We start from the raw sequence: 22409 nt of genomic DNA on the forward strand, positions 1-22409 counted from the left end.
GCGACGGCGCGACCACGGATGCGGTCTATGGCTGGTGCCGGAAGATGGGCCACGGCCAGGTGATCGCGATCAAGGGTGTCGGCGGCTTCGACCGCTCCACCCCGGTCGACGGTCCTACTTACGTCGATGTGACCGAGGGCGGGCGCAAATTCCGGCGCGGGGTGCGGCTCTGGAAGGTCGCGGGCGCGGTGTTCAAGTCCGAGACCTATCGCTTCCTGCGCCTCGCCGCGCCGACGGACGAGGACATCGCCGAGGGCACCGGCTGGCCCGCCGGATATGTCCACATCCCGAAAGGGACCACGGCGGAATGGACGAAGCAGCTTACCGCCGAGCAGTTGATGACCATCAAGACCCGGCAGGGGTTCCAGCGCCTCGAATGGCAGCAGACCCGCGACAGGAACGAGGCGCTGGACTGCCGGGTCTACGCCCGCGCGAGCGCCTGGCTGATGGGCATGGACCGCTGGGACGCCGTGAAATGGGACGATCTGCGCGCGCAGGTCGGACAAGGAACAACTGACACGCGCCCGGCAGGGCAGCCGCACCGGCAAGCGCTGAAACCGCCGCCGCCCCGTCCGTCGGGCTGGCTTGGCAACCGACCGAGAGGAAGCTGGTTCTGATGGCATGGACCGAGAGCGAACTGGACGCCCTGCGCCGGGCCTATGCCTCGGGCACCCTGCGCGTCAGCTATGACGGCAAGACGCTGGAATATGGCTCTGCCGCCGACCTGCTGAAGCGCATCCGCACGATAGAGGGCGAAATGGCCGCTGGTTCCGGCCGTCCGCTGCCCGTCGCGGGCTTCGCCAGCTTCCGGCGGAACTGATCATGGCGAAACCGACCGATATCACCCCGGAGGTGCGCTGGGGGCTGATGGATGCCGCCCTCGCCACCGTCGCGCCCCGATCCGCCGCCCGGCGCTATGCCGCCCGCGTGGCGATCTCCAACCTGCGCCGCAGCTACGAGGCGGCCTCGAAGGGGCGCGGCACCTCGGGCTGGAAGGCGGGCGGCACCTCGGCGAATGCCGAGATTGCCACCGCCGGGGCGGCTCTGCGCGACCGCATGCGCGATCTGGTGCGCAACAACCCCATCGCCGCGCAGGCGGTGCAGGTGCTGGTCAACAATATCGTCGGCACCGGCATCCGGCCCCGCGCAGCGACTGCCGATGCGGGTCTCAACAAGCGCGTCGATGCGCTCTGGAAGGCATGGTCGGCGCGCTGCGACCAGCACGGCCACACGGATTTCCACGGCATCCTCGCCCTCGCCGTGCGCGAAATGATCGAGGGCGGCGAGGTGTTCGCGCTGGCCCGCTCCGTCGGGCGCGGCGAGCGCGGCCGGGACGTGCCCCTGCGCATCGAGTTGCGTGAGGCCGATCACCTCGATGGCGCGAAGTTCGACAATCGCGCCGATGGAATCAGGATCGACCAGGGGATCGAATACGACCGCAACGGCCGTCGCCGGGCCTACTGGATGTTCCCCGACCATCCGGGCGGCAATTCCCCGATCTTCACCCGCAGGCTGGAATCGGTGCGCGTGGACGCCGCGCAGGTCGCGCATCTGTTCGAGCGCCAGCGCGTCCAGAGCCGGGGCACCCCATGGGGAACGCCCGCCATGCGCGCGATCCGCGACGTTGACGACTGGCAGACCGCCGAACTGGTCCGCAAGAAAACCGAAGCCTGCATGGTCGGCATCGTGTTCGGCGCGGACGAGGACCAGCAGTCGATTGCGCCGGTCATTCAGGACGCCGACGGCAACCGGGTCGAGCAGTTCGAGCCGGGCCTGATCGCCTATGCGCGGGGCGGCAAGGACATCAAGTTCAACCAGCCGGCCTCGACCGCCGGCGTCTACGAATGGCACCGGACCCAGCTTCACATCATCGCGGCCGGGTTCCGGGTGCCCTATGCGCTGATGACCGGCGATCTGTCGCAGGCGAACTTCTCCTCCACCCGCGCCGGGCTGAACGAATTCCGCCGCATGGTCGAACAGATCCAGTGGCAGACCGTCATTCCGATGTTCTGCGAGCCGATCTGGCGCTGGTTCATCGAGCGGGCGCAGTCGCAGGGCCTGCTGCCGGATAGCGAGATCCTCGCCGAATGGGGGCCGCCGAAGTTCGAGAGCGTCAACCCGCTGCAGGACGTGCAGGCCGATCTGCTGGAAGTGCGCGCAGGGTTCTCGACCCTGCCGCAGCAGATCGCCCGCCGGGGCTACGACCCGGCCGAGACCATCGCCGAATGGGCGGAGTTCGCCGCCAAAACCGATGCCGCCGGCCTCGTGTTCGACAGCGACCCGCGCAAGGTCACCAAGGCCGGCCTTGTGCAGACCACCGATCCGACCGCGCCGCCGGGCGCCGGAAATCAGGAGTAAACCATGGAAAACGAGGAAATCCTCGACCTGCCCGTGATCGGGCGGGCGGGAACCCTGCAATCCGTCGATGAGACCGCCCGGACCTTCGAAGTTCTCTGGACCACGGGCGCGCAGGTGCGCCGGTATTCCTGGGCGCGCGACGAGGAATTCGATGAGGAACTGGTCGTATCAGCGAACGCGATGCGGCTCGATCGGCTCAACAGCGGTGCGCCCTTCCTGAATTCCCATTCGTCCTGGAGCCTGTCGAGCATTCTGGGCGTGGTCGAGGACGGCTCGATCCGCATCGAAGGCGGCAGGGCGTTCGCCCGCATCCGCCTGTCAGAGCGCGACGAGGTTGAGCCGATCTGGCGCGATATCAAGGCCGGGATCATCCGCAACGTCTCGGTCGGCTACCGGGTCCACCGCTTCGAGCGGGTCGCGAAGGCCGACCGCACCGACGGCGGCCAGCGCGCGCTCTATCGCGCCGTCGATTGGGAACCCGTTGAGATCTCCGCCGTCGCCATCGGTGCCGATCCCGGTGCCGGCATGCGGTCGGAGGCCGGGCAGCTCGACGCCCGGCGCAATTCCTGCACCCTCGTCACGAGGGCAGGCAACGCGGCCGCCGCCGCACCCCCCTCTCCGAAAGGACGCACCATGGAAAACGAAAACGATCCGGCGGGTGGCGATGAAAACCGCGCCGCCCAAACCCCCGCGCAGGCCCCTGCCCCCGCGCAAGCGGCCCCGGCCCCGGCCGACGTGGAAGCCATCCGCGCGGAAGAACGCACCCGCGTCAGCACCATCATGACGCTCTGCGCCCGGCACGGTCTGGATGCTGCGTTCCAGAGCGACCTGATCGCGCGGGGTGTTTCTGTCGCTGACGCCCGTGAGGCGGTCCTCGACAAGCTGGTCGACAACGACACCTCCGGCCGCACGGTCGAACTGGCCCCGGCGCAGGCGCGCGGCAATGGCGATATCGCCTATCGCGATGCCATGACCGAGGCGCTGACGCACCGGGCCAACCCCGGCGCAGGCCAGATTTCGAGCGGCGCGCGCGAGTTCCGTGGCCTGTCTCTGATGGAAATGGCCCGACACGCAGTGGAACGCAGCGGCACCCGCACCGGCGGCATGTCGAAGATGGAACTGGCCGGGGCCGCGCTGGGCCAGCGGGCAGGCGTCGGCTATCACGGCACGTCCGACTTCCCGTCCATCCTCGCCAATGTCGCCAACAAGACGCTGCGCGATGCCTATGCCTCGACGCCGCGCACCTTCGCGGCCTGGGCGCGCCGGGCCACCATCACCGACTTCCGCCCCGTCCAGCGCACCCAGCTTGGCGGCGCCCCCGACCTGCAGAAGGTGCTGGAATCCGGCGAGTTCCAGTATGGGACCATCGGCGAGGGCAAGGAGGTCTATGCGCTGGCCTCCTATGGCCGCATCATCGCCTTCACCCGGCAGTCGCTGATCAACGACGATCTCGATGCCTTCGCCCGCGTCCCAGCCGCCTTCGGCGCGTCGGCCGCCGATCTGGAATCGGATATCGTCTATTCGATTCTGATGCAGAACCCGAACATGGGCGACGGCACGGCGCTGTTCCATGCCAATCATGGCAACCTCGGCACCGCCTCGGTGATCTCGGAAGCCGCGCTGGCCGCCGCCTACCGCGCCTTCGGTCAGCAGAAGGGCACCGAGGAACGGCTGATCTCGGTCCTGCCTCGCTTCATCCTCGTCCCGCCCGGCTCGCGCTCGGTCGAGGCGCGCAAGCAGGTCACCGCGACCACGCCGTCCAGCACCTCGGACGTCAACACCTTCTCGGGTCGCCTGGAGGTGATCGAGGAACCGCGCCTGATCCCGGCTGCCGGGCAGGATCCATGGTTCCTCGCCGCCGACCCCGCCCGCATCGACACCGTGGAATACGCCTATCTCGACGGGCAGGAAGGCGTCTTCACCGAGACCCGCATGGGCTTCGAGGTGGACGGGATCGAGATCAAGGCCCGACACGACTTCGCCGCCAAGGCCATCGACTGGCGCGGTCTCTGGAAAAACCCCGGCGCGGCGGCGTGAGGTCAGAACAGCGCCAGAAGATCGCGACGGCCATGCGTGACGCGGACGATCTCCACCTCGTCTTCACTGACGACACGATAGAGCAGCAGGTAATTGCCGCTGACCAGATAGCGCAGGCCGGGGCGGATATCATCGCGCGCAGGCCCGATCCTCGGATGCGCGGCCAACACTTCGGCCGCCGCATCCAGCCTGTCCAGCACCCGGTCGGCGGCCTGCGGGCTGTCCGCCGCGATATGCGCCCAGATCGCGATCAGATCCTCGCGGGCGGCATGGGTAAAATGCACCTGAGGCATGGGTCAGAGGCTGTGACGGCGGCGGGCCTCGGCCTTGATTCCGGCCATTGTCGCGCCCTCGGCCCTGCCGCTGGCGATACCCTCGTCCCAAAGCTGGCCAACCTGGCGACGGCCACGCCATTCGCGCAGCGCCTCGCGCACGACCTCGCTGGACGAGGCATAGTCACCGCTTTTGACCGCGTCCTGCAGCAGCGCGGCGTGTTCGTCGGTGATCGAGATGCTGATCTTTGCGGCCATGGGAACCTCCATTGCCACGAAGGTAGGAATAAATCGCACTCCTTGCAACCATCCGGAAAGGACACTCCATGAAGAACTTCGTCGCGGTGGGTAACTCCATCACGGTCCTGGCGGAAGATATCGCCATGGGCACCCCGCTTGTCGCGGGGGAAGGGGTTTTGATCGGCGACATCTTCGGTGTCGTCGCCAATAGCACCGGCCCGGTTGAAATTGGCGATGGATCGTCTGTCGTCGTGAACCTGACCGGCATCTATGACCTGCCCAAGACCCCCTCCCAGGTGTGGACCGTCGGTGCGCGGGTTTATTGGGATGCGGCCAACGCCCGTTGCACCACCGCTTCGGCCAGCAACACGCTGATCGGTGTGGCGACCATCGCCGTCGCGGCCGGCGCGGGCGAGATCATCGGACGGGTCCGTCTGAACGGGGCGGCGGTCTGATGACCGCCTTCGCCGCCGCCATCACGAGGATCTTCGCCGATCCGCACATGGCGGTGGACGCAACATGGCTACCGGGCGGGGTTCCGCCCGGCACCACCATCCGGGCGATCCGCAAGGCCCCGGACGATCTCACCACCTATGGCGGGGCGCGCGTCTGGTCAGAAACCGTGCGCGCCGACGTCATGGTCGCGCAGGTGCTCGCGCCCGCGCCGGGCGACCGGATCGTGATCGACGGCGAGACGCTTGAGGTTCAAGGCGAGCCTGCGCGCGACCGCGAACGACTGGTCTGGACCCTCGATCTGAGGCCGGTATGAGGCTGTCGGCCTCGATCACCGATATCGCCAAGCTGATGGCCGATGAGGTCAAGGCGGGCGAGAAGGCGGTGCATTTCGGGATCCGGGATGCGGGCGCTGCGCTGAAAGACGCATGGCGTCAACAGGTTATCGGCGCGAGCCTCGGCCAGCGGCTGGCCCGCACCATCCGGTCGGAGACTTGGCCGAAGCACAAGAACAGCATGAACGCGGCCTCCATGGTCTGGACCCGCGCTCCAGTGCTTGTGGATGCCCATGACACCGGCCCGCTGATCCGGTCGAAGGACGGGTTCTGGCTGGCGATCCCGACCGATGCGGCGGGCAAGAACCGCAGTGGCAAACGCCCGACGCCGGGTGAATGGGAGGCCCGCACCGGGCTGCGCCTGATCTTCGTCTATCGCCGCACCGGTCCCAGCCTGCTGATCGCCGAGGCCCGCATGGCGAAGAATGGCCGCGCCACCGTATCCCGATCCAAAACCGGGCGCGGCCTCGCGTCGATCCCGATCTTCCTGCTGGTGCCGCAGGTCAGACTGCGCAAGCGGCTCGACCTCGAACGCCCGGCAAAGGCCGCCATCAACGCCCTGCCGGGCGCAATCGTATCCCGCTGGGAGAGATCATGACCACCAAGCGAGAAACCGTCCTCTCGGCCCTGTTCACGGCCCTGCAAGGGATCGGGAACGGCGCCACGGTCCTGCGCAATGAGGTGCTGCCCGAGAAGATCCCCGCCGCCGGGCTGCTGATCCTGCGCGACGGACAGCCCGGCGAACCCGAGGTCACGCTCTCGCCCCTGCGTTATCACTGGCAGCACCGTGTCGAGATCGAAGCATTCGTGCGCGGCGCGAACGGCCTCGATCTGGCATTCGATGTTCTTGCCGAGAAGGTCGGGCTGACCATCGCGGCAGACCGGACGCTGGGCGGGTTCTGCGACTGGATCGAGGCGGATGCGCCCGAGCCGGTTGATCTTGCTGTCGAGGGCGCGACAGGAATCAAGGCAGCGGTTCTTGTCCTGACCCTGCATTACACCAGTTCCGACCCGCTCGCCTGACGGCGTGAAGCCGTGATCTATCGACAAGTGCCGTAATAGCCCCGTGAGAAGCGGCAATATTCGGTGGCCACGCCCTGGCGGATCATCTCGGCGGCGATATCGCGACCGTCGGGCAGAAAGCATTGGCCGACATAGCGACCATAGCGGTCCATGTCGCGGACCCGGCACTGCAGGGTCTTGCCCGAGATCAGCGAGCGCATCGCCGCAGTGGCGGCCGAACCGCCCGGCCGGTTCCATTCAGGCGCGTCCAGCCCCCAGACCCGGATCCGGCGCGAATGACCGCTGAGCGTGAAGGTATCGCCGTCGAGAACCTTGCTGACACGGGCCTCCAGCACGGTCGGCGCATTGGAATCGGCAACAGCCGGTGAAACCGAGATGGCAAGCCCCACAAAGGCGAGGGCGACGAAAGGAAGGAATCGGCGGGTGAGATTGGAAAGCATCCGCACCCCATGCCCGCAGAGCACGCCCGAAGCAAGGCATGGACCGATCATCGACAATAAGAGAGAGGAAAACAGGATATGGCTCGCGCACAAGGCGCGCGGTCGCAACTCGCGGCCGCGTTCGAGACTGTCTACGGCACCGCCCCCGCCAGCGGGTTCCACCGCATGCCCTTCGCCGCTTCGACCCTCAGCGCCGAGCAGCCGCTGCTGTCCTCGGAATTGCTGGGCTATGGCCGCGATCCGCTGGCCCCGATCAAGGATGCGATCACCGCTGATGGCGATCTGACCATCCCCATTGACGCCGAGGCGTTCGGGTTCTGGTTGAAGGCGGCGTTCAGTACCCCGACCACCACGGGCACCTCGCCCGGCCCCTACACGCACACATTCCAGACCGGGAACTGGACGCTGCCGTCGATGGCGATCGAGACCGGCATGCCCGAGGTGCCGCGCTTCGCCATGTATACCGGCGTCATGGTCAACCAGCTATCGTGGGCCATGCAGCGGTCGGGCCTGCTGACCGCCAGCGCGCAGCTTGTCGCGCAGGGCGAGACCGTCAACAGTGCAACGCAGGCCGGATCCCCGAGCGATTACGATCTGGTGCGGTTCGGGCATTTCAACGGCTCGATCACGCGCAACGGCACGGCCCTCGGCAACGTGGTCTCGGCCCAGATCACCTATGCCAACAATCTCGACCGCATCGAGACCATCCGCAACGACGGCATGATCGACGGCGCGGACCCGACCATTGCGGCGCTGACCGGAAATATCGAGGTGCGCTTCGCCGACATGACCTTGGTCGACCAGGCCGTGGCCGGGACGCCCTGCGAACTCGAATTCGCTTACACGCTGGTCTCGGGCGAGAGCCTGACCGTCACGGTCCACGCCGTCTACCTGCCCCGCCCGCGTTTGGAAATCTCCGGGCCACAGGGCATTCAGGCCACTTTCGACTGGCAGGCCGCGAAAGCCGCCAGCCCCGCTCGCATGGCCACCATCACCCTTGTCAATTCTGTTTCAGGATACTGACCATGATCCGTCTGAACCTCTCGAGCGAGCCGCGCTGGGTCGATCTTCTGCCCGGCCTGCGCCTCAAGACCGCCCCGGTCACCACCGCCGTCATGGCCTCGGCCCGCGCCGACGCCAGCCTTGACGGTCTCGATCCCGAGGCCCCGAAGGAGGTGCTGGCGGTGGCCATGGCGCAGGCGGTCGCCCGCCGCGTGGTCACTGAATGGGAGGGCGTCGGCGATGAGGAAGGAGAGCCGGTTCCGATTTCGCCGGAGAACATCGACGCCCTGCTGAACATCTGGCCGGTGTTCGAGGCGTTTCAGCGAGAGGTTCTCGGCCCGCATCTGGTTCTGGACGCGGAAAAAAACGCCTGATCGCTCTCGCCGAATGGCATTTCGGCGGGGGCGACAGCTATTGCGCGGCCTGCCCCTCGCGCTGCCCCGACTGCCCGACGCGCAAGAGCGCGCCGCAGACGCATGAAGGCTGGCAAGTCTGGGATCTGACCGGCCGCCTCGGCGGGCAGGTCCGGGCCATCCCCGGCGCGGTGCTGGGCTGGGACATGAGCGCGGCCCTCGCGATGGGCCGCGCGCTCGGCATCGAGCCGATGGTGGTGGCCGAACTGCTGCCCGCCATCGAGACGGTGATGATCCGAAAAACCAACGAGAAGATCGAGGAAAGCAGAGGCGATGGCTGAAAAGAAGGTATCCGTCCGACTTGTCGCCGAGAACGGCCGGCAGGTCCGCGCAGAACTGGAAGGCGTGGGCGATGCCGGTGCGCGCGGCTTTCAGCGCATGTCGAGGGAGATCGACACCGCCGGCGTCATGCTGCGCCGCCTGGCCGGGATCGCCGCGGGCGCGCTCAGCATCCGGCAGGTGGCGCAATATGCCGATACCTGGACCGACCTGCGCTCTCGGATCGATCTGGCGACCGGATCGCAGGAAAAGGGCGCGGCGGTCATGGAGCGTCTGGCCTCCATGGCGCGGCGCACCTATTCCGGTCTGGACCAGACTGCGGAAAGCTGGCTGGCGAACAGCACGGCGCTGCGCGAACTCGGGCTTTCCACCGCCGAGAGCCTCGATTTCACCGAGGCGCTGAACAACGCCATGGTGGTTTCCGGCGCGAAGGCCGAGCGCGCGGCTTCGGTGCAGAATGCGCTTTCCAAGGCCATGGCGCTGGGGAAGCTGTCGGGCGACAACCTCAATACCGTGATCCAGACCGGCGGCCGGGTGGCCGAACTGCTGGCCGAAGAACTCGGCACCACGGTCTCTGGGCTGCGGACGATGGGCCAGCAGGGCAAGATCACCGGCGACGTGATCCGCACGGCGCTGGTCGGCAATCTCGAACTGCTGCGCGAGGAAGCGGACTCGATGCCGGCGACCATCACTGACTCCTTCACCCTGATCGGCAACGCCGCCCTGACGCTGGTCGGTACTTGGGATCAGCTTCTGGGCGCGTCCTCGACCGTGGCGAGCGCGCTCATTCTGCTCGCGGACAATCTAGAGCGCCTCGCCTTGATCGGCATTGCCTTCGCCGGTTTCATGGCCGGGCGCTGGGTCGCGGCCTTTGTCGCCGCCCGCGTGGCGACGTTCAGCCTCGCAACCGCGCTGACCGCCCTGCGCACGGCGCTGATCCGCACCGGCATCGGCGCGATCATCGTCGCAGCCGGCGAGTTGATCCACCAGTTCAGCAAGTTGGTCGCGGCGGTCGGCGGTATCGGCACGGCGTTCCGGCTGCTCGGCGCGCTGGCGAAAGAGGTCGGCCAGCGGATTGGCTCCGCTTTCCAGGCGTCCTTCGCCCTGCTGGCGGCCGGCTGGGAGGGATTCCGGGCCGTGGTGTTCACGGTGCTGGATGCGACCGTGCAGGGTGTTGCCACGGCGGCCGACCGATATATCGCGATCTATGCCGGGGCATTCGAGGCGGTGAAAGCCGTCTGGGGCAAGCTGCCGGGTGCCATCGGCGACTTCGCTTTTCAGGCCGCGAACGGGCTGATTGCCGGCGTCGAGGCGATGCTGAACGGCGTCGTCACCCGGATCAACAACTTCATCACCGGCATCAACAATGCCCTCGCCATGCTCCCGGATTGGGCCGTCGGCGAGGGCGGTGTGCAGATCGGCACCCTCGATCCATTCGCCCTCGGGCGGATCGACAATCCATTCGAGGGCGAGGCGTCGGCCGCAGGCACCGCCGCTGCGGATGCATTCGTGGCCGCGTTCAACAAGACCTATGTCGAGGCCCCAGACCTGTTCGGCGACCTAGCAAGCGAAGCCAGCGCGGCGGCAGCCGGCTATCTCGATGCCGCCGGCGAGTTTGCCGCCGCAACCGTCGCGCCGCTGGAAAGCTGGCAGGCGCTGAAGGATGCCGTCACCGCTTCGGGCGAGGAAGGCGCCAGTGCGCTGGATGACGCAGCCGATGCCGCCAACCGCGTGGCAACTGCTGCGGACAAGGCCGGCGGTGCCGCCGGTCGCGCGGGTGCGGCCGGGAAGAAGGCGGGCAAGGATGCCAAGGACGGCGCGGACGAAGCCCTGCAAGGCTGGGACGCGGTGGCGAAATCCCTGACGGACTATGCCGACAAGGCCCGCAACATCGGCGGCGATATCGGCAACGCGCTGATCAACGCCTTTCAGGGTGCCGAGAACGCCATCGGCGAGTTCGTGAAGACCGGGAAGCTGAACTTCCGCGATCTGGTCACCTCGATGCTCGCCGATCTGGCGAAGCTGGGCGCGCGGCGCTTCCTGCTGGGACCGCTCGCCGGGATCCTGTCCGGGTTCATGCCGGGTCTCGGTGCGGGCGGGCTGTTCGCCAACTTGTTCCACAGCGGCGGCGAGGTCGGCAGCGGCGGGCCGGGGCGCATGGTGCCCGCCATGGCCTTCGCGGGCGCTCCCCGCATGCACAACGGCGGCTGGGCCGGCCTGCGTTCGGACGAGGTGCCCGCAATCCTGCAGAAGGGCGAGCGGGTTCTCTCGCGCCGGGATGCCGCCTCCTACGGCAACCCGGTCACCATCAACATCGCCGCGCGCGATGCGGAATCCTTCCGGCAGAGCCGCGCACAGATCAGCGCGGATATCGCCCGCGCGGTCTCCATGGGCAGGAGGGGAATGTAATGGCATTTCACGAGGTCCGGTTCCCGGACAATATCAGCCGCGGCGCGCGCGGCGGGCCGGAGCGGCGCACCCAGATTGTCGAACTGGCGTCGGGGGACGAGGAACGCAACGCCTCATGGGCCGACAGCCGCCGCCGCTACGATGTGTCCTACGGCATCCGCCGCGCCGACGATCTGGCGGCGGTGGTTGCCTTTTTCGAGGCGCGCAACGGGCGGCTCTACGGCTTCCGGTTCAAGGACTGGTCGGATTACAAATCCTGCCCGCCATCCGGCACTCCCGCCTCCGCTGACCAGCAGATCGGGACCGGCGACGGCACCCAGACCGCCTTCCAGCTTGTGAAGCGATACACCTCCGGGCCGCGCACCTGGACCCGCACGATCACTAGGCCGGTGGCCGGCACGGCGCGCGTGGCCCTGGGCGGCGTCGAGCAGGTCTCGGGATGGTCCGTCGATCCGGCGACCGGCATCATCACCTTCGCCGCCGCGCCCGGCAACGGCGTGACCGTCCGGGCGGGATTCGAATTCGACGTGCCGGTGCGTTTCGACAGCGATCTGCTGGACGTGACCCTCGATATCGAGCGCCTCGGCTCGATCACCTCAATTCCCCTGATCGAGGTCCGGCGATGAAGGCCCTTGATCCCGCCCAGCAAGCCCATCTGGACGATGACACCACCACGCTGGCGTGGTGCTGGAAGATCACCCGTGCTGATGGTGTGGTTCTGGGCTTCACCGATCACGACAGGGTGCTAAGTTTCAGCGGCACGGATTTCGAGCCGGAAAGCGGGCTGTCTGCCTCGGAAATCCGGGCAGGGTCCGACCTGGCCGTGGACTCGCAGGACGCCGAGGGGGCGCTGAGTTCCGACCGGATCACCGAGACCGACATTCTCGACGGACGCTGGGACAATGCGCTGGTCGAGGTTTGGCGGGTGAACTGGCAGGATGCAGCCCAGCGGGTGCTGCTGCGGCGCGGAGCCATCGGCGAATTGCGCCGGGGCCGCATCGCCTTCGTGGCCGAGGTCCGCAGCATGGCGCATGTGCTGGGTCAGACCCTTGGCCGGGTCTATCAAGGCACCTGTGATGCGGCGCTGGGCGATGGACGATGCCGCGTCGATCTGAACAACCCGGCCTTTTCCTCCGGGGGTGTGGTGATGGATCCGATCCGCGACCGGGCCTTCACCGCATTGGGCATCGGCGAGTTCGAGAGCGGCTGGTTCGCCTTCGGGCATCTCGAATGGACATCGGGGCCGAACAACGGCCGGCTGGCCGAGGTGATGACGCACGAGGCCGTATCCGGCATCGTCACCATCACGCTTCTGGAAGCGCCGATGCGCCCACTTGCCTTTGGTCATGGCTTCATCATCCGCGCCGGCTGCGACAAGCGGGCCGCAACCTGCGCGGCGAAGTTCGCGAACATGCTGAACTTCCGCGGCTTCCCCAACATACCAGGGCAAGACGCAGTCTTGCGCTATGCCACATCGGGCGGTGGCTATGAGGGGGAAGTATTATGACGCATATTCCGGGACAGGGTGAGGCGGATCAGCAGAGGGTCCGGGGGACCGTCTGCCCGCCGAACGGGATCCGCTATGCCACCACCGATGGTGGGCATGAAGGGGCGGTGTTGTGATGGGCAGCGCACCTGTTGCACGATCTGCAACAACTGGTCGGCGCGGCGGCGCTGTGAAGTCCGCCGATCCGAAGAAAGTCGTTGCCGCCGCGCGCGGCTGGCTGGGCACCCCGTATCACGATCAGGCCAGCGTTCGGGGCGTCGGCTGCGACTGCCTTGGCCTCGCGCGCGGCGTCTGGCGCGAGGTGGTCGGGTCCGAGACGCTGCCCGTGCCACCCTACAGCCGCGATTGGGGTGAAACCGGGGGCCGCGAGGTTCTGGCCGACAGCGCAGCGCGGGTGCTGATCCGCATCGACCCTGCCGAGGCCGGCCCCGGCGCGGTGGTGCTGCTCCGCATGCGGGCGGGGGCCATCGTCAAGCATGTCGGGATTCTGACCGGCCCCGACAGCTTTATCCACAGCTATGAGCGGCTCGGCGTGATCGAGGAACCGCTGACCATCGCATGGCGGCGGCGCATCGCCTTCGCCTTCCTGTTTCCGCGCCCGGCACCAGCCCGGCGCAAGAAGAAGACCTGACCCATGGCAACCATCCTTCTCGGCGCAGTCGGCACCGCCATTGGCACCGGATTCGGCGGCACCATCCTCGGGCTTTCCGGCGCGGCCATCGGCGGCATGATCGGCTCGGGCGTCGGCTCGATGGTGGATAGCTGGATCGTGTCCTCGCTGCTGCCCGGCCAGCGGATCGAGGGTCAGCGCATGGACAGCCTGCGCGTGACCTCGGCAACCGAGGGCGTGGTTATCCCGCGCCTCTACGGGCGGATGCGCGTTGGCGGCAATATCATCTGGGCCACCGATTTCCGCGAAGAGGTGAACACCACCCGCCAGGGCGGTGGCAAGGGCGGCGGGCCGAAGGTGACCACCACCGAATATCTCTACTACGCCAGCTTCGCCGTCGCACTGTGCGAAGGCCCGATAACGGGCATCGGCCGGATCTGGGCCGATGGCGAGATCGTGGATCTGAGCGAGGACACCTGGCGCTGGTATCCGGGGAACGAGGCCCAGGCCCCGGATCCCTTCATCGCCGCGAAGATGGGCGCAGGCAGCACCCCGGCCTATCGCGGCACCGCCTATGTTGTGTTCGAGGAACTGGCGCTGGCGCGCTTCGGCAACCGCATCCCGCAATTCTCCTTCGAGGTGTTTCGCCCGCTCGATGACCCCGACACCGCCGAGGGGCTGGTGCCCGCCGTCACCATCATCCCGGCATCCGGCGAATTTGCCTATGCCACCGGCATCGTCCGCAGGACCGATGGTTCGGGCGGCAGCGCGGCCGAGAACGTCAACGCCATGGCCAATACCGCCGATATGCTGGTCTCGCTCGACCGCCTTGAGGCCATGGTGCCCAAGGTCCAGAGCGCCTCGCTGGTGGTCTCGTGGTTCGGCGATGATCTGCGGGTGGGCAATTGCACGATCCGGCCCAAGGTCGAGTTTGCACAGAAGAGCACCAATCCGGCGTGGATCGTCAACGGCGTTCCCCGCAGCGCCGCGCCGGTGGTCAGCTACAAGGACGGCAAGCCGGTCTATGGCGGCACCCCTGCCGATTTCTCGGTGGTGCAGGCGATCCGCGAGATGAAGGCGCGCGGCTGGCGCGTCACCTTCTATCCGTTCCTGATGATGGATGTCCCCGAAGGCAACACGCTGTCCGATCCCTACAGCGACGATGCTGCCACCATCGGCCAGCCGGTGCTGCCCTGGCGCGGCCGGATCACCTGCTCGCCCGCCGCCGGATTCGCGGGCACCATCGACAAGACCACCTTGGCCGCAGACGATGTTGCCGCGTTCTTTGGCAGCGCCCAACCGTCGGACTTTGTCATCAACGTGGATTCCGTCTCCTGGACTGGCGGCGCGGATTGGGGTTTCCGGCGCATGATCCTGCATTATGCGCAGCTCTGCGCGGTCGCGGGTGGTGTCGATGCCTTCCTGATCGGATCGGAAATGCGCGGGCTGACCACCATCCGCGCCTCAATCGAGGGGCGAAGCTGGCTGTTCGCATCCACCCTCAATGGCTGGACCACCGTAGCCATGGCATCGCCGATGTTCGCGGGTGGTGGTGTTGAACTGGCACCGAACAGTACAACGCCTCGGCTTGCCATGACGTCGATGGGCGTCATGAATGGCGGCGCAGCCCGGTTCATGGTGATCGACATGGAGGTTGTCACCGCACGAACCGCCGGAACCTGGATGGGGCGGGTTCTGTTCGCTTCGGAAAACCATCCCCTTTCGCTTGGCTTCCAGAGGCGATTCCCCGAACCCCCGGTCGGGGTGCGGACCCGCGTTGTCGTGGATATGTGGACCCTGCAATCGGGCGGCGAGGACTGGAAGAACTCGACCGCGATCAACAGCATTCGCATCGATCTCGCAGAAGGCAGCCCGAACGGAAAGTGGCGCTTCCATGGCATCCATTTCCTCGACGCGATTCCCGATTATCCGGCGGTTGCGGCGTTTCGCGCACTGGCGGCCGATGTGCGCACGATCCTTGGGCCCGCCACCCGCATCAGCTATGCCGCCGACTGGTCGGAATATTTCGGCCACCATCCACAGGACGGCAGCGGGGACGTGTTCTTCCACCTCGATCCGCTCTGGGCGGATGCCAATGTCGATTTCGTCGGCATCGACAATTACATGCCGCTCGCCGACTGGCGCGACGGCTGGGATCACCTTGACGCGCAGGTCTGGCCCTCGATCTACGACCGGGCCTATCTGCAATCCAACATCACCCGGGGCGAAGGCTTCGACTGGTTCTATGCCAGCGAGGGCGACCGGATCAGCCAGACCCGCACCCCGATCACGGACGGCATCGGGAAGCCTTGGGTGTTCCGATACAAGGATGTTCACGGCTGGTGGTCGAACCAGCATTTCAACCGGCCGGCCGGGGTGGAGTCGGGATCGCCAACCGCATGGGTGCCGCAGTCGAAGCCCATCTGGTTCACCGAACTCGGCTGCCCGGCGATCGACCGGGGACCGAACCAGCCGAACGTGTTCTACGACCCGAAATCCTCCGAGAGTTTCGTGCCCTATTTCTCGCGCGGCTGGCGCGACGATGCCATCCAGCGGGCCTATCTTGAGGCCACCTATCTCTATTGGCGCGACCCGGCCAATAACCCCGCCTCGACGAAATATGCCGGGCGCATGGTCAACACCTCCGAATGCGCCGCGTGGACATGGGACGCCCGCCCCTATCCGTTCTTCCCCGAACTCTCGGACCTGTGGTCGGATGGCGCGAACTGGCGGCTGGGGCACTGGCTGACCGGGCGGCTGGGCGCGGTTTCGCTCGCCGCGCTGGTGCGCCACCTCTGCCTGCGCGCGGGTCTGCCCGAGGCATGGATCGACGTCTCCGGCCTGACCGGCGCGGTGGACGGCTATGTGATCTCGGCGCTGGAATCGCCCCGAACCTCGATCACCATGCTGGCCCGGCACTTCGGGTTCGACGCGACCGAGAGCGGCGGCGTGATCCGCTTCACCATGCGAGGCCGCGCTCCGGTCGCGACTATTGCCCCCGACGATATGGTGGCAGCGGGCCGTGGCGATGTGATGGAACTGACACGCGGGCAGGAAACCGAACTGCCGCAGGCCCTGAAATGGCAGGTCGCGCGGGCGGATGAGGATTATGACGGCATCACGGTCGAATCCCGCCGCATCACCGTGGATGCCGCGCGGGTGTCCTCGGACAGCTTCCCCATGGCCGTGCCGCCCGAGGAAGCCGACCGGCGCTGCCGTCGCGCGCTGATGGAGGCATGGATAGGGCGCGAGACCGGCAGTTTCAGCCTGCCGCCGTCGCGGCTGGCGCTTGATCCCGGCGACGTGATCCTGCTCGATCATGATGGCCGCCTGGCCGAATTGCGGATCCTCAGCATTTCGGATGCGGAAGCGCGCGGGATTGAGGCCATCAGGCAGGATCGGGGTGCCTATGACCTGCCGCCCGGCAGCCCGCGCGCGGCTTCGCTGGCGCGGCCGGTGGTGTTCGGCGCTCCGCTGGTCGAGATCATGGACCTGCCGCAACTGCGCGAGGATCACAGCCTGCATCACCCGCTGATCGCCGCCCATGCAAAGCCTTGGCCCGGCCAGATGGCCGTGTTCCGCAGCCCGGATCAGGACGGGTTCGAACTGCTGACCACGTTCAGCGGCAGGGCGCGCATGGGGGCGCTGGTCGCGGACCTCTATTCCGGGCCGACCTCTCGTTTTGACTTTGGCAACTCGGTCTATGTCGATCTGCTGGCCGGGACGCTGGAAAGCGTGACGGATATCCGCCTGTTCGGTGGCGAGAACACGCTGGCCGTCGAGCAGCCTTCGGGGGCATGGGAGGTGTTGCAGTTCGGAACGGCGGAACTGCTCGCGCCGGGGCGCTATCGGCTGTCGCGCCTGCTGCGCGGCCAGCGGGGCACCGAGCCTGACATGGCCCCGATGGTTCCCGAGGGCGCGCGGGTGGTGGTGCTGGACACCATGCTGGCCACCCTGCCGATCAACGAGGCCGATCTGGGCCTGCCATGGAACTGGCGGGTTGGACCTGCCTCGCGCCCGGTCAGCGACGACAGCTATGTGGCCCAGACGTTCACCCCGCGCGCCATGGGCCTGCGTCCATTCTCGGCGGTCCATGTCGAGCAGCCATGGCGGCGGGCGCGGGTGCCCGGCGATCTCACCATCCGCTGGATCCGGCGAGACCGATCCCTCGCCGCCGATAACTGGAACGCGGTCGAGATCCCCATGACCGAGGCCAGCGAAGCGTGGCAGATCGAGATCCTCGACGGGGCAGGTGTCAAGAGATCCTTGACGGTTGCGACCGCCAGCGCGGTCTACACCGCCGCGCAGCAGACCGCCGATTGGGGCGCACCGCTCGGCCCCGGCGCATCCCTCGATATCCGCATTGCCCAGATCGGGCAGGCCTATGGCGCGGGCGCAGCCCCCGTCACCACCCTCTGGTTCTGAACAGGAGACCACCATGCCGGATACAACAGCGCACCTCGCGCTGCCCTTCATCATGGCCGCGCAGGCCCAGAAGCACGTCACCCATAACGAGGCCCTGCGGCTGCTCGATGGCATCGTGCAGCTTTCGGTCATCACCCGTGGCCTGACCGATCCGCCTGCCACCCCGTCCGAGGGGGACAGATACATTCCCGCGACCGGCGCGACAGGGGCATGGGCCGGTTGGGATGGCAGCATCGCCTATTGGATCGACGGGGCCTGGATGAAGATCCTGCCCGCGCCCGGCTGGCTCGCCTGGGCGGTGGACGAGGCGCAGGCCATCGTCTGGACCGGCACCGCATGGGTTCCGATGGCGAGCGCCATGGGATTCATCGCGCAATCCGCCAACGTGGCGGTGGCGCGCGGGACGAACAATGCCACCACCGGCATCGCGGTGGCCGAGGAAACCCTGTCCGGGCTGTCGGGAGCCAGCCGCAACTCCACCATCGTGATCCCCGACCGCGCCATCGTGCTCGGCGTGTCCTGTCGCGTCGTCACCGCCATCACCGGTGCGGCGTCCTTCGACTGCGGCATCGCCGGCGAGACCTCGAAATTCGGCGGCTCTCTGGGGGTTTCGCCGGGCAGCAGCAACATCGGCGTGGTCGGCCCGCAAGCATTCTATGCAGCGACCCCGATCCGGCTGACCGCCAATGGCGGCAGTTTCACCGGCGGCGCGGTGCGCATTGCCATCCATTACCTGACCTGCGGGGCGCCTGCCTGATGGACACGATCCGCGAATGGTGGGGCGCGATCATGGCCGCGACCGGCCTCGGCGTCTGGCTGATCCGTCTCGAAGGGATCTCCAAGACCGCGCTGCGCGAGGTCGAACGGCTGGAAAAGCAGCTCGAGGCCGACCGCAAGACCTCCTCAGAGACCCGCCGCGAACAGAACGACATGCTGCGCGAGATGCGCGCCGACATCAAACGCCTGCTCGAGCGCAGCACACGCGACTGAACCCCACCACCCGATCACCCCGCCCGCCCCGCCATCGAGCGGGGCTTTTCATTTGGAGAGACAGCATGAGCTTCTATCAGCACTGGCAAAATGTTCCGGCGAAAGCCTGGCGCTGGCCGAACTTCTCGCCGGCCGAGATTGCCTGTCGCGGCACCGGCAAGATCCAGATCAACGAGGATGCCCTCGACAAGCTGCAGGAACTGCGCGTGATGCTCGGCAAACCCATGATCGTGAACTCGGCCTATCGCAGTCCCGAGCACAACAAGCGTGTCGGCGGTGCCCCGGCATCGCAGCATCTGAACGGATGCGCCTTCGATATCTCGATGGCCAACCACGATCCGGCCGCGTTCATCGCCATGGCTCGCAAGGCCGGGTTCAAGGGGATCGGCACCTATCCCCGCTCCAACTTCGTCCATATCGACACCGGCCCCGCCCGGTCCTGGGGCGATCCGTTCCCGCCGCGCGCCAGCCGCTTCGCCGCCGATGCGGTCCCTGCCCGCGAGCATCTGGCCGACAGCCGCACCATCAAGGGCGGCGGCGTGGCCGGGATCGGCACCGTCGGTGGGGCCGGCGTCGAGGTCATCCAATCTGCGCTGGCCGAGGCACAGGACGCAATCACGCCGATAATGCCGTATCTCGACAGCCTGCGCTGGCTGTTCGTCGCTCTCGCCCTCGGCGGGATCGCGGTGACCATCTACGCCCGGCTGGACGACTGGAAGCGGGGGCGGCGGTGATCACCGTCCTCGCCCCGCTGTGGCGGCGGGCGCTGCCCTGGCTCGCGCTCGCCGCCACCATCCTCCTGTTCATCCTCGGCGCGCGCCGAACCGGCGAAAAGGCCGGCCGCGCGGCCGAACGCCTTGCAACCCGAGAGAAAAACGATGCCATCCACCGCCAGATGCTCGATGCCGCCAGCCGCCGTCCTCATGATCGCGATGCTCTCGCTGACCGCCTGCGCGACGGCCGGTTCTGAAGCGCAAGCACCCTGCCCGCCCGTGGTCGCCTACAGCGCCACCGATCAGGCCCGTGCCGCATCCGAGGTCGAAGCGCTGCCGGAGAACGCCACGGTCGTCCGGATGCTGAGTGATTATGCCGTGATGCGCGACCAAGCCCGCGCCTGCAGGTAAAGACCGGGCCGGGCAGCGCCACACGCCTCGACCGCAGCAGCATGCCCGGCCAGGGTCTCACGGATTCACGGTTTCAAAAAACGGCAGGCAGGGATTCGCTGCGCGCAGATGATCGCACGGATGCCGAAGCCTGTCCCTCGTGGAAGTGGGCACAGTTGTGCACTTAGGCTGTGCCATCTCGGCGATCTGTCCTCCAATTGTGGAGGGTGTTGCCGGAGGCAGACAGCGGCGGCTCCATCGCACCTCGGACAGATGGCTTCCGGTGCCTCGCGGAAGCAAGGCGTATCAAAATATTCACACGCTGAATTAAGATGTGAATATTTTGACGGGGACACTTCGGCATGATACGAGAGGGCGTCGAGCATAAGAAAAGGGCGAATCACCGTTGGACAGGGACTCCGCATTGCAGTCTGCCCGTGAGCGGTTCGAACCGCCCCTGTGGGCGCTCATTGAGCAACTCGAGGCTACGCTGGCAGGACTGTCCCGCGTGCCGTTCGTTGATATTTCCGACCCGCGGGGCGTAGGGTCTGTTCTCAATGGCGCGTTGCGCGACGCGGCAACGGAAGCGGACTTGGTCGCGCATGACATGGAAGTAGTCCATATCGCCGATGGTCGCAGCAACAAGGTCATTGCGCGCCTTACCCATGAAGGGGTCGAGCATGACGTAAGCTTCGAACTGCACCTGTGCGGCCCTCGCGGGGGCACTTCGAAATCTACCCACCAGAACGCAGGCTGCGACTTTACCATTTGTGACATTGAAGAACAGCCGTCGCTGATTCCGTACAACGTTCCCGCACCGGATCGCCTGCTGTTCTTCCTCGCCTGCTCCCTGAGTGGTACCGGCATGAAGGTTGCAAAGGCGTTCATTCGGTTCGCCGATGGGGTCGACAAGCGGATGATCGAGATCCACCGCCCAGCCAAATCGACGACTGAAGCGATCACCGGCGGATACCCGGTGGTCGACGGGCCGGTCGGGTCGAAACTCAAGATCAAAAAGCCGATGGGAGAACAGGACGAAAATGGCAGCAAAACCGATAAACGGGGGGATGCTGCTTCTAGCTCGGAATAGGCGACGCAAGACACAAACGGAATTGGCCAATGAGACGGGGGTCGCGCAAGCCGCGATTTCCCGTATTGAAAACGGCACTAGAGACGCGCTTTCGCAGGAAGAGATCCAGTCGATTGCGCGTGTTTTGGGATTCCCAGTTCGCTTTTTCTACGAGCAGGAGCCGCTATATCGAACGCCCATGAGTTTGCATGGTGCCGCGTTCCGAAAGAAGGCATCTGTATCGGCGAAAGATCAACATGAAGTGGTGGCACTGGCCAACCTTTATGTGATCCATTTTCGCAAAATGTTGGATGCTGTTGACCTCGAGCCCGAGTTTCCACTGTTGCAATTCGAAGTCGTGAACGACAAATCCAGCGTTAGCGTGAATGCCAATGGCGTCACGTCCGCGAGCGAAGCGGCACAGAAGGTCAGGGCATCGTGGCAGCTGGGCTGTGGTCCTATCCAAAACCTCACCCAGTTTGTCGAGGCCACAGGTATTCTCGTTGTGGATGGCGACTTTGGAAAAGCAGACATTGACGGTGTTACATTGCGCCCACCGGGTATGAGGCCAGTTGTCGTGTTGAACAGGAATCGTCCAGCTGATCGGAAGAGGTTTAGTTTAGCGCACGAGTACGGGCACGTTGTCCTGCATCCATATCCATATGACGGCATGGAACAGGAAGCGAACGAGTTTGCCGCAGAATTGCTGATGCCGGGCGAAGGCGTACTGCCTGACCTGAAGCGCGGCCTTTCCATTCCGAGGCTCGGGCAGCTTAAGCAGAAGTGGCGTACAGCAATGTCTGCATTGATCTATCGGGCGAAAGCTCTCAGGGCGATCACAGATGAAGCAGCGACCTTACTCTACAAGAGAATGAGCGCGTCGGGATACAGGACGCGTGAACCGCAGGAATTCGACATTGAGCCCGAGGCGGGCAAGCTCGCCGGACAGTTGGTGGACATGCACCTTACAGGGCTTGGCTATCAGATGGAGGAACTTGCAGATGCCGTCCGTATCGGACCTGAAGAGTTCGCGGTCATGCACGGTCTTCTTCCACCGGAACCCGTGAGAGCTGCGGCTACAAAGCCCAAGCTCCGCCTTATTGCCTCTCGTGATTGATGATGGACGCTTAATGCCAGGTTCGCAACCTGCCTGAACGGATCGTCGGCGGTTGAGATCGGAAGCTGACGTTGCCGCGCACGCGTGGCCCCTATCGGCCTTAGTTCGGAAGACGGGCAGCCTGACCTGCCCGCCCTCGCCCCACGTCCGCCGTTTTTGTTGAGTTGGTGTTGAGTCGGCGCGTGACAGCAGAAAGCCCCGCGGTGAGGCGGGGCGCAAGGCTTTGTTTTTGTGTGATTTCTTGGTTGCGGGGGTAGGATTTGAACCTACGACCTTCAGGTTATGAGCCTGACGAGCTACCGGGCTGCTCTACCCCGCGTCGATTTT

The 22409-nt window shown here is 66.2% G+C and carries 24 protein-coding genes, 1 tRNA gene and 2 pseudogenes; 23 read left to right on the top strand and 4 right to left on the bottom strand.

The window, feature by feature from the left end:
* The 4 genes from QM682_RS17870 to QM682_RS17885 all read left to right on the top strand — a co-directional run.
* Nucleotides 1-617 (top strand): terminase gpA endonuclease subunit (locus QM682_RS17870; protein WP_415132207.1); only part of this gene is annotated, 617 nt, incomplete at its 5' end.
* On the top strand, nucleotides 617-820 hold the full coding sequence (locus QM682_RS17875) for a phage head-tail joining protein (protein ID WP_415132209.1): 204 nt from the start codon (nucleotides 617-619) through the stop codon (nucleotides 818-820). The genes QM682_RS17870 and QM682_RS17875, both read left to right, overlap by 1 nt.
* A 2-nt stretch (nucleotides 821-822) precedes the next feature.
* The gene (locus QM682_RS17880) at nucleotides 823-2358 is read left to right on the top strand and encodes a phage portal protein (RefSeq protein WP_415132211.1); all 1536 of its coding nucleotides are present in this window, start codon (nucleotides 823-825) and stop codon (nucleotides 2356-2358) included.
* 3 nt (nucleotides 2359-2361) lie between these two features.
* Nucleotides 2362-4395: a prohead protease/major capsid protein fusion protein gene (locus QM682_RS17885; RefSeq protein WP_415132213.1), complete on the top strand. Its 2034-nt coding sequence runs from the start codon at nucleotides 2362-2364 to the stop codon at nucleotides 4393-4395.
* 2 nt (nucleotides 4396-4397) lie between these two features.
* Here the strand turns inward: QM682_RS17885 and QM682_RS17890 are convergent, their stop codons facing one another.
* A complete protein-coding gene (locus tag QM682_RS17890; RefSeq protein ID WP_415132215.1) occupies nucleotides 4398-4688 on the bottom strand; it encodes a type II toxin-antitoxin system RelE/ParE family toxin in 291 nt (96 codons plus the stop codon).
* Between the two features lie 3 nt (nucleotides 4689-4691).
* Entirely contained in the window at nucleotides 4692-4925 is a 234-nt protein-coding gene (locus QM682_RS17895; protein ID WP_415132217.1) for a ribbon-helix-helix domain-containing protein, read from the bottom strand.
* Nucleotides 4926-4993: 68 nt separating this feature from the next.
* Here QM682_RS17895 and QM682_RS17900 point away from each other — a divergent pair, with 68 nt between their 5' ends.
* The 4 genes from QM682_RS17900 to QM682_RS17915 are packed head-to-tail and all read left to right on the top strand — an operon-like array spanning nucleotide 4994 to nucleotide 6718.
* Nucleotides 4994-5362 (top strand): DUF2190 family protein, encoded by a 369-nt coding sequence (locus tag QM682_RS17900; RefSeq protein ID WP_415132219.1) that lies wholly within the window; start codon nucleotides 4994-4996, stop codon nucleotides 5360-5362.
* Nucleotides 5362-5676: a hypothetical protein gene (locus QM682_RS17905; RefSeq protein WP_415132221.1), complete on the top strand. Its 315-nt coding sequence runs from the start codon at nucleotides 5362-5364 to the stop codon at nucleotides 5674-5676. The genes QM682_RS17900 and QM682_RS17905 overlap by 1 nt, the downstream gene beginning before the upstream one ends.
* Nucleotides 5673-6293 (top strand): DUF6441 family protein, encoded by a 621-nt coding sequence (locus tag QM682_RS17910; RefSeq protein ID WP_415132223.1) that lies wholly within the window; start codon nucleotides 5673-5675, stop codon nucleotides 6291-6293. The genes QM682_RS17905 and QM682_RS17910 overlap by 4 nt, the downstream gene beginning before the upstream one ends.
* Nucleotides 6290-6718, top strand: a complete 429-nt coding sequence (locus tag QM682_RS17915; protein ID WP_415132225.1) for an acyl-CoA transferase — start codon at nucleotides 6290-6292, stop codon at nucleotides 6716-6718. The genes QM682_RS17910 and QM682_RS17915 overlap by 4 nt, the downstream gene beginning before the upstream one ends.
* A gap of 17 nt (nucleotides 6719-6735) precedes the next feature.
* Here the strand turns inward: QM682_RS17915 and QM682_RS17920 are convergent, their stop codons facing one another.
* Entirely contained in the window at nucleotides 6736-7158 is a 423-nt protein-coding gene (locus QM682_RS17920) for a thermonuclease family protein (RefSeq protein ID WP_415132254.1), read from the bottom strand.
* 78 nt (nucleotides 7159-7236) lie between these two features.
* On the opposite strand from QM682_RS17920, the gene QM682_RS17925 reads away from it, so the two are divergent.
* The 15 genes and pseudogenes from QM682_RS17925 (at nucleotide 7237) to QM682_RS17995 (ending at nucleotide 22082) form a co-directional block, all read left to right on the top strand.
* A complete protein-coding gene (locus QM682_RS17925; protein WP_415132227.1) occupies nucleotides 7237-8181 on the top strand; it encodes a phage tail tube protein in 945 nt (314 codons plus the stop codon).
* Between the two features lie 2 nt (nucleotides 8182-8183).
* A complete protein-coding gene (locus QM682_RS17930; protein ID WP_415132229.1) occupies nucleotides 8184-8534 on the top strand; it encodes a hypothetical protein in 351 nt (116 codons plus the stop codon).
* 185 nt (nucleotides 8535-8719) lie between these two features.
* Nucleotides 8720-8854, top strand: coding sequence for a hypothetical protein (locus QM682_RS17935; protein ID WP_415132231.1), 135 nt, complete (start codon nucleotides 8720-8722; stop codon nucleotides 8852-8854).
* Nucleotides 8847-11261, top strand: coding sequence for a tape measure protein (locus QM682_RS17940; RefSeq protein ID WP_415132234.1), 2415 nt, complete (start codon nucleotides 8847-8849; stop codon nucleotides 11259-11261). The genes QM682_RS17935 and QM682_RS17940 overlap by 8 nt, the downstream gene beginning before the upstream one ends.
* On the top strand, nucleotides 11261-11887 hold the full coding sequence (locus QM682_RS17945) for a TIGR02217 family protein (RefSeq protein WP_415132236.1): 627 nt from the start codon (nucleotides 11261-11263) through the stop codon (nucleotides 11885-11887). The genes QM682_RS17940 and QM682_RS17945 overlap by 1 nt, the downstream gene beginning before the upstream one ends.
* Entirely contained in the window at nucleotides 11884-12768 is an 885-nt protein-coding gene (locus QM682_RS17950) for a DUF2163 domain-containing protein (protein WP_415132238.1), read from the top strand. Before QM682_RS17945 ends, QM682_RS17950 begins: the two co-directional genes overlap by 4 nt.
* A 169-nt stretch (nucleotides 12769-12937) precedes the next feature.
* Nucleotides 12938-13399, top strand: a complete 462-nt coding sequence (locus QM682_RS17955; protein WP_415132240.1) for an NlpC/P60 family protein — start codon at nucleotides 12938-12940, stop codon at nucleotides 13397-13399.
* A 3-nt stretch (nucleotides 13400-13402) separates the two neighbouring features.
* A pseudogene (locus QM682_RS17960) lies at nucleotides 13403-14842 on the top strand (baseplate megatron protein TIM-barrel domain-containing protein); the annotation flags it as partial.
* Nucleotides 14843-15304: 462 nt separating this feature from the next.
* Nucleotides 15305-17803, top strand: a pseudogene (locus QM682_RS17965) (baseplate multidomain protein megatron); the annotation flags it as partial.
* A gap of 13 nt (nucleotides 17804-17816) precedes the next feature.
* Nucleotides 17817-18560 carry a DUF2793 domain-containing protein gene (locus QM682_RS17970; protein ID WP_415132242.1) on the top strand — a complete coding sequence of 248 codons (744 nt, stop codon included), beginning with the start codon at nucleotides 17817-17819 and terminating at the stop codon, nucleotides 18558-18560.
* Nucleotides 18560-18793: a hypothetical protein gene (locus tag QM682_RS17975; protein WP_415132244.1), complete on the top strand. Its 234-nt coding sequence runs from the start codon at nucleotides 18560-18562 to the stop codon at nucleotides 18791-18793. Before QM682_RS17970 ends, QM682_RS17975 begins: the two co-directional genes overlap by 1 nt.
* 65 nt (nucleotides 18794-18858) lie before the next feature.
* On the top strand, nucleotides 18859-19527 hold the full coding sequence (locus QM682_RS17980) for a YcbK family protein (protein WP_415132246.1): 669 nt from the start codon (nucleotides 18859-18861) through the stop codon (nucleotides 19525-19527).
* Nucleotides 19524-19763, top strand: a complete 240-nt coding sequence (locus QM682_RS17985; RefSeq protein WP_415132248.1) for a hypothetical protein — start codon at nucleotides 19524-19526, stop codon at nucleotides 19761-19763. The genes QM682_RS17980 and QM682_RS17985 overlap by 4 nt, the downstream gene beginning before the upstream one ends.
* A gap of 557 nt (nucleotides 19764-20320) precedes the next feature.
* Nucleotides 20321-20986 (top strand): hypothetical protein, encoded by a 666-nt coding sequence (locus QM682_RS17990; protein ID WP_415132250.1) that lies wholly within the window; start codon nucleotides 20321-20323, stop codon nucleotides 20984-20986.
* Complete coding sequence (locus QM682_RS17995; protein ID WP_415132252.1) at nucleotides 20937-22082, top strand: XRE family transcriptional regulator; 1146 nt, start codon at nucleotides 20937-20939, stop codon at nucleotides 22080-22082. Before QM682_RS17990 ends, QM682_RS17995 begins: the two co-directional genes overlap by 50 nt.
* A gap of 242 nt (nucleotides 22083-22324) precedes the next feature.
* Here QM682_RS17995 and QM682_RS18000 read toward each other — a convergent pair.
* Nucleotides 22325-22401: transfer RNA gene (locus QM682_RS18000), tRNA-Met, on the bottom strand.
* Between the last annotated feature and the right edge of the window lie 8 nt (nucleotides 22402-22409).

The sequence above is a fragment of the Paracoccus sp. (in: a-proteobacteria) genome, assembly GCF_047605025.1.
In the GTDB taxonomy this organism is placed as follows: domain Bacteria; phylum Pseudomonadota; class Alphaproteobacteria; order Rhodobacterales; family Rhodobacteraceae; genus Paracoccus.